Genomic DNA, 6,177 nt, shown 5'->3' with positions numbered 1-6,177 from the left:
GATTCTGAGCCGGAAAGAGAAATGGATTACGATGATGAGGCTGATGAATACGATGACGATGAACTGTAGCCCGAACCATGGGAGGAAGGCCCTCCCATAGATACTCTAACCGATGCAATATTTCAGAAACGCAGTGGTTTAGAGGAGACCATTAAGGAGGGGATTCTCCATAAGAGTATCCGATTAAGGCTTAGGAACCTAGCAGAGGAGAATAAAAAACAGGAGGTCCGAGAAGCTGTTAAGCGTCTCGGACCATCATTGGCGCGCCAGGCAGGATTCGAACCCACGACCCCTTGGTTCGTAGCCAAGTACTCTATCCAACTGAGCTACTGGCGCAACATTTTTTTATTTTAACACTGGAAAAGTGGAATAACTAAAAAATTATTAAAGCAGCAAAGAAAAAAACGTTTCGGCGCCTGTATCGGGCGTTTGCTCAGCTTTACTCGGAATCTTTTTGCTTCTCATTATTTCTTGTTTTGTTTTCGCGGCAAGTAAAAGCGCTTTAGCAATATGGATGAGAATCTGTCTGTCTTTGACCGAGAGCTCTTTTAAGACAGAATCTTCCGGCATGAAACTTGCGCTGCCGGTTCTCTCATTTGTACGGCCCAGAAGATAATCAGTCGAAACACGAAGAACATTTGCCAGTTTCACAAGTCCATACAGAGTGGGCATTCTGTTACTGTCAGCCTTTTCGTACAAAGACAACACAGGCTGAGGAATATCGCAAAGACGAGCAAGTTCTGCTTGCGTCATTTGGTTCTCCAATCTTAGCTCTTGTAATCTTTGTGATAACCCAGCTCTGACTTGCGGGTCGTTCTCCATAAATTGACCTCCTAATCGCCATCCCATATTTTTAGGATGTGCAGGGATTTTAATCTAAATTTATTGGTTAATTCAAGATGGGCTGTAATTCCTAGGACATCGGAGGAAAAATACTCTTTCTAACTCTAGAAAAAATAAACGTTTTTTCTACTTTGTAAATAATAGAACGATTTGCAAAAAGAAGAAATCGATTAAACTTTTCAAGTTGAAATATTTAGGTCTGAGGATATGTCGATTAAAATTTTTATAGCGGCTCACAAAAATTACGAGATGCCTGATGACGACATATATATTCCCTTAGAAGTCGGGGCCTCATTACGGAAAGATCTAGGACTAAAAGGAGTTCGAGATAATACCGGACTGAATATTTCAGAAAAGAATCCGAATTATTGCGAGCTGACTGGTTACTTTTGGATCTGGAAAAATATCAATGATGCCGATGTCGTTGGCCTTGTTCACTATCGAAGATATTTCAAGGGAAACTCTAAAGTTCGAGGAAAGTTTGCAAATATCTTGGACGCTCAAGAGATTGAGAAATACTTACGAGAAAATCAAGTCATCCTGCCAGTGAAGAGAAATTACTTCGTCGAAACTGTCCGAAGTCAATATGTTCATGCACATCATGAAGAAGATCTCCTTGCATTAGAAAAGGCTATCAGGAAGATTTGTCCGTCTTATCTTCCGGCCTTTGAGCAAGTAATGAATTCTAAGAAGCTTCATTTGCTCAATATGTTTGTGATGAAAAAGGAACTCTTCGATGAGTATTGCACGTGGCTTTTTTCAGTTTTAGAAGAGGTAGAGAAGACTCTAACTATTTCAGACTACTCAAAAAATGATGCTCGTGTCTTTGGCTTCCTCTCCGAGAGACTTCTGGATGTTTGGTTGACAAAGAACAAGATTAGATATTGCGAGTTACCTGTCTTGAATCTTGAGCCTGTGAATTGGCCTCAAAAGATTGCGAAGTTTTTACTTAGAAAAGCAGGTTTAAAAAAGTTAATAGAATAGAAAAAATTTTTTCAAGCCGAAAAGCATAAGAAATATACCTATTGTTATATTGAAACGAGTTTATTAAATTCTTACCATAAGAAAAAATAAAACGAGAATAGGTGTGAAGCAATCCCAAATCAGATTTGCCCTTCTGGCATTGCTTTTTGTCTTTTCCAGCCAGGGCTTACCATCAGAAAATAAACCGACTGTCACCATCGGACTGGTGGATACTTTTTCGCCTACTTTTTTCATAGAGTCTTACTCTCCGACCGTCGATCATTTGATGGAGAGCCTTACACAATATCAATTCAATTTAGTAGATATAAACCCCGGCAACATACTGGAAGATATAGAGAGGTATAAGCCGGATTTTTTAATTTCAAATGCCTTTACTTATGTCAGCTTGATGCAGACCCACGGAGCTCTTCAAGTCGCCACTAAAGAGAATAAAGAGACTTCGAATTTCACGGATTCAGTAGCTTCAACCATTATCGTAAGATCGGACAGCTCGATAAAAACTCTAGCGGATGCTAGAGGGAAAAAAGCAGCAGTTTCAGATTTGGAAAGTTTTGGAGGTTGGCTTATTGCCAAAGGAGAGCTGCTTTCCGCAGGTTACAACCCAGACAAGTTTTTTTCAGAAATCATCGAGACGAAATATGGTGTGCCGGATGTATTCCTTCTTTTAAAACACGGTTTCGTGACTGTCGGAGTGGTTGAAAGCTGTGAGCTGGAGAAAGCAATCCAGTCCGGACAGATAAAAGAAGGAGATTTTAGGGTTCTTAATCAACGCCTCAACCCACAAAAATGTTTAGTTAGTACTCCGGGATATCCGGACGTTGTCTTTTTTTCCTTAGCCGGCGTTGCGCCTAGTATTACTAAGGACGTTACCGTTGAGCTGCTGACTATGCCTTCGGTAGGCTTGGATTTCAACTGGACGATCACAAATAACTTCTTGCCTACATACAACTTGATGCAGTCTCTAAGACTTGGACCTTTTAACCATGACTCGGCTTGGTCTGTAAAGTTTTTACTGGAGAAATATAAAAACGGGATTTATTTTGCAGTCTTGTTGCTGTTTTTCCTTTTATTGCATGTATTTCAAATTAATTACTTGGTTCGAAAACGCACGGGGCAGCTAAGCAAAGCACTAAAAGAGACTAAGAAGTTTTATTTGGAATCCCAGAAAAGTAAACAAAAACTCCATGCTCTGGAAAGAATGAGCATCGTTTCTCAAATATCCAGTATGTTTGCGCATGAAATTAAACAGCCGATTACAAACATTGGTTACTACGCCGGAGCGTTGAGCATGCTTCTGGAACAAAAGCCAACTAAAGATAGTAGAGCGCAAGAAATTATCACTCTCCTACAAAATGAACTGCAAAAATCGACTCAGATCGTTGAACATGTCAGAAGTTTAGTTAAGAAAAGACCCAAAGAAAAAAAGATTTGCGATCTGGGAGGTGTTGTGAGTAATGCTTTAGGCCAAGGCTTATACGCACAAGCAGTTGAAAATAATGTTCCTAAGGGAGAATTCTTTACTCTTGGAGATGCTTTTGAACTGGAATTTATCGTTCTTAATTTCGTAAGAAATGCCAAAAGCGCTGTTAAGGGAGTCGTTAATCCTCATATCTCGGTTTCTGTATCGGAGGCTGGGGCTTTTTGGAAATTAAGCGTAAGGGACAACGGGCCAAAACTTGATCAGCTAGCTTTCGAAAATTTAGGAAAAGCCATTCAAAGCAGCAAGCCTGATGGACTGGGATTCGGTTTATCAATATGCAATGCGATTGCAGAATCATCCGGCGGACATTTAGAGTTTGAAAGAGGAGAATCGTCGGGAGTGATCGCTAGTTTATTTGTAGAAAAATTTATAACAAAAGAAGGAGGCGGAGATGACGAAGATAACGCAATCATTAATACGGTTGGTGGATGATGACGAAAGTGTTCTGAAAGCTCAGTCTCTTTTTTTAGAAATGGCAGGCTTCAAGGTCAAGTCATACAATTCGGCGTTATCTTTTTTGGAAAAAGATGATTTTTCTGTGACCGGCTGCATTGTCCTGGACGTCCGTATGCCGCATATGTCTGGAATTGAATTGCAAAATGAGTTAATTAGAAGAAGGTGCGATCTTCCTATTATTTTTCTGTCTGCTCATGGAGACATAGAAATGGCTGTCGAAGCCGTTCATAAGGGAGCCAAAACGTTTCTAGTAAAGCCTCCTCGCCTTGATAAACTCCTGGATTACATAAAAGAGGCAGTGGAAGAACATAGGGAGAGACAGAAGGGAAGGAAATTTGCAGAATTTTTGATGAATCAATGGAATTCATTAACTGAGGCGGAGCGTCAAGTAGCTGATATGGTAGCAAAAGGGCTTACCAACAATATGATAAGTCTTGTGTTGGAAATTACGGAGCGAACTGTCCGGTCCCATCGGTCGAGCATTTATGAAAAGCTGGAAGTCGAGAATGCTGCAGAACTTTCTGGATTTTTAAACGATTTGAATCGATATCGCAAAGCATATTTGCTGAACAATCCTAATCAATAACTCGAGATAGATTTCAGTATGGATTTTCAGGATAGAACGGATTGTTTTCCTGCGACCTCTTGCAAATTGTGGCGTTAATAAATTAACAACGATAATTCACTGTGAGGAGTATATGAAGCGAAGGGATTTCCTCTTTACTACTTTAATAGCAGGTTTTCCTGTGGTCGCTTTATCGTCTGAAGATGAATATTCCCCGCGATATGTAGATGTCATTGTTGTCGGTGCAGGAGCAGGAGGTCTCACGGCTGCATATAGTGCGGCGTTGAAAGGGGCTTCGGTTCTGCTTTTAGAGAAGATGCCGAAGCTGGGAGGAGATACTTTCTTATCGGGCGGTTATTTCAACGCTGTTCTTACTCCGGAAGAATCTTCTTGGTTCCCAGACTATCCTCCGGATAGCATTGATCTTTACACGTCTCAAATAAACCAGCTGGCCGAAGGCCTAAATTCTCCCAAATTAGCCCGAACTTTGGCAGAAAACAGCCGTGATTCTCTTGAGTGGCTTAAGAAATTGGGAATACGATTTTTGCCGACGCCTTATCATGTCTACGGAGGGAAATATCCTCGTTCTTTTCTGACAGAAACTGGGAACGGCAGGATCTATATTCAGGTCTTAGCAGAAGCATGTTTATCGAAGAAAGTACAGATATCTACAAATTCTCGGGTCATCACCTTAATCAAAGGAAACGAGGAAAACAGAATTGTCGGTGTGATAGCACAGGGGCCAGAAGGTCCAAGCACGGTTTTTGCCCGTAAAGGAGTTGTTCTAGCTTCCGGCGGATTTGGCGCAAACAGTTCTAAATTAAGGGAGATGGTTCCGTGGGCCGCTGATTTAGGAACAGATTCCAACCCCGGAGCGACGGGAGATCTTCACGATGCAGTTTATGCAATAGGCGGAAAATTAACAAATATGCATTTTGTGGAGTGCGTACCGGGTTCGTCAGCGCACGAAAATAATCCTGTTCGTCTGGATTACAACCCGAGAAAGTTCATCTTTGTTAATGAAAACGGCAAAAGATTCGTAAATGAAGAGCTTCCGAGGGGAAAAATTTCGGAAGCGTACTTTAACGGCGGCTTCAAACGATGTTATTCCATTGTCGATAATCAAACGGTTCAAGAAATTCAGCTCAACAGAAAAAAGAATGTTTATAAAGGCCTCTACAAGAATATGGTTTGGAGAGGAAATACCGTTGAAGAACTTGCGAGAAAGTTAAACATTCCAGAGAAAAACCTGTTTCAAACAATTCAAGAATGCCAATTTGATAAACAAATTCTGACTCCTCCTTTCTGGGCGGCAAATGTCGTTTTTAAAATACATTTGACTTTAGGAGGCGTAGAAATCAATGAAACGGCCCAAGTGTTGGACGAGCACGGCAAACCCATTACCGGGCTATGGGCCTGTGGTCAGATAATCGGCAATCTACACGGCAAATACCGACTCGGAGGCAATGGTATTAATTGTGCTGTAGTGTTCGGACGCTTGACTGCTAAAAACCTGACCCAATAAAAATTACAATTCTTTACATCAGTTTTGGTTGTGACAGTTGACGAGCGAAAAAATTGTCTGTAATATTCGAATTCTGCGCTGACGAAAACAAGTTAATTCGGAAGCGACTTAAGAGTGAATCTTAGGTAAAGTTCTTTAAAAATTTATCGACGAACCGATAAGAGCGGGCACTTAAGTTTAAGAGCGAAAGCGAAAGATTAAATTTAAGAAGCTCGCTTTGTGAGGCAAACGGAGTAGGAAATACTCCGTCAAAACCGAAACGAAGAGTAAGAGCGACAACAGAGATTAAACAAAAGAGTTTGATCCTGGCTCAGATTGAACGCT

The 6,177-nt window shown here is 40.9% G+C and carries 5 protein-coding genes and 1 tRNA gene; 4 read left to right on the top strand and 2 right to left on the bottom strand.

What is annotated here, in order from left to right:
- Window positions 1-259 precede the first annotated feature (259 nt).
- Window positions 260-336: transfer RNA gene (locus tag ACYQ4O_RS12755), tRNA-Arg, on the bottom strand.
- A 48-nt stretch (window positions 337-384) separates the two neighbouring features.
- Complete coding sequence (locus tag ACYQ4O_RS12750; protein WP_460175845.1) at window positions 385-822, bottom strand: helix-turn-helix domain-containing protein; 438 nt, start codon at window positions 820-822, stop codon at window positions 385-387.
- Between the two features lie 228 nt (window positions 823-1,050).
- Here ACYQ4O_RS12750 and ACYQ4O_RS12745 point away from each other — a divergent pair, with 228 nt between their 5' ends.
- The 4 genes from ACYQ4O_RS12745 (at window position 1,051) to ACYQ4O_RS12730 (ending at window position 5,853) form a co-directional block, all read left to right on the top strand.
- Window positions 1,051-1,827, top strand: a complete 777-nt coding sequence (locus ACYQ4O_RS12745) for a DUF4422 domain-containing protein (protein ID WP_460175844.1) — start codon at window positions 1,051-1,053, stop codon at window positions 1,825-1,827.
- A gap of 103 nt (window positions 1,828-1,930) precedes the next feature.
- Window positions 1,931-3,739 (top strand): sensor histidine kinase, encoded by a 1,809-nt coding sequence (locus ACYQ4O_RS12740; RefSeq protein ID WP_460175843.1) that lies wholly within the window; start codon window positions 1,931-1,933, stop codon window positions 3,737-3,739.
- Window positions 3,699-4,349, top strand: a complete 651-nt coding sequence (locus ACYQ4O_RS12735) for a response regulator transcription factor (protein WP_308513069.1) — start codon at window positions 3,699-3,701, stop codon at window positions 4,347-4,349. Before ACYQ4O_RS12740 ends, ACYQ4O_RS12735 begins: the two co-directional genes overlap by 41 nt.
- 112 nt (window positions 4,350-4,461) lie before the next feature.
- A complete protein-coding gene (locus ACYQ4O_RS12730; protein WP_460175842.1) occupies window positions 4,462-5,853 on the top strand; it encodes an FAD-dependent oxidoreductase in 1,392 nt (463 codons plus the stop codon).
- Window positions 5,854-6,177 lie beyond the last annotated feature (324 nt).

The organism is Turicimonas sp. TL08, assembly GCF_054660695.1.
Note: the sequence above shows the minus strand (reverse complement) of the source record. Positions and strands in the feature narration are given on the sequence as shown.

Bases quoted from the DNA above. Each gene is read 5' to 3' on its own strand.
- ACYQ4O_RS12750 (WP_460175845.1), bottom strand. From the start codon at position 822: ATGGAGAACGACCCGCAAGTCAGAGCTGGGTTATCACAAAGATTACAA.
- ACYQ4O_RS12745 (WP_460175844.1), top strand. From the start codon at position 1,051: ATGTCGATTAAAATTTTTATAGCGGCTCACAAAAATTACGAGATGCCT.
- ACYQ4O_RS12735 (WP_308513069.1), top strand. From the start codon at position 3,699: ATGACGAAGATAACGCAATCATTAATACGGTTGGTGGATGATGACGAA.
- ACYQ4O_RS12730 (WP_460175842.1), top strand. From the start codon at position 4,462: ATGAAGCGAAGGGATTTCCTCTTTACTACTTTAATAGCAGGTTTTCCT.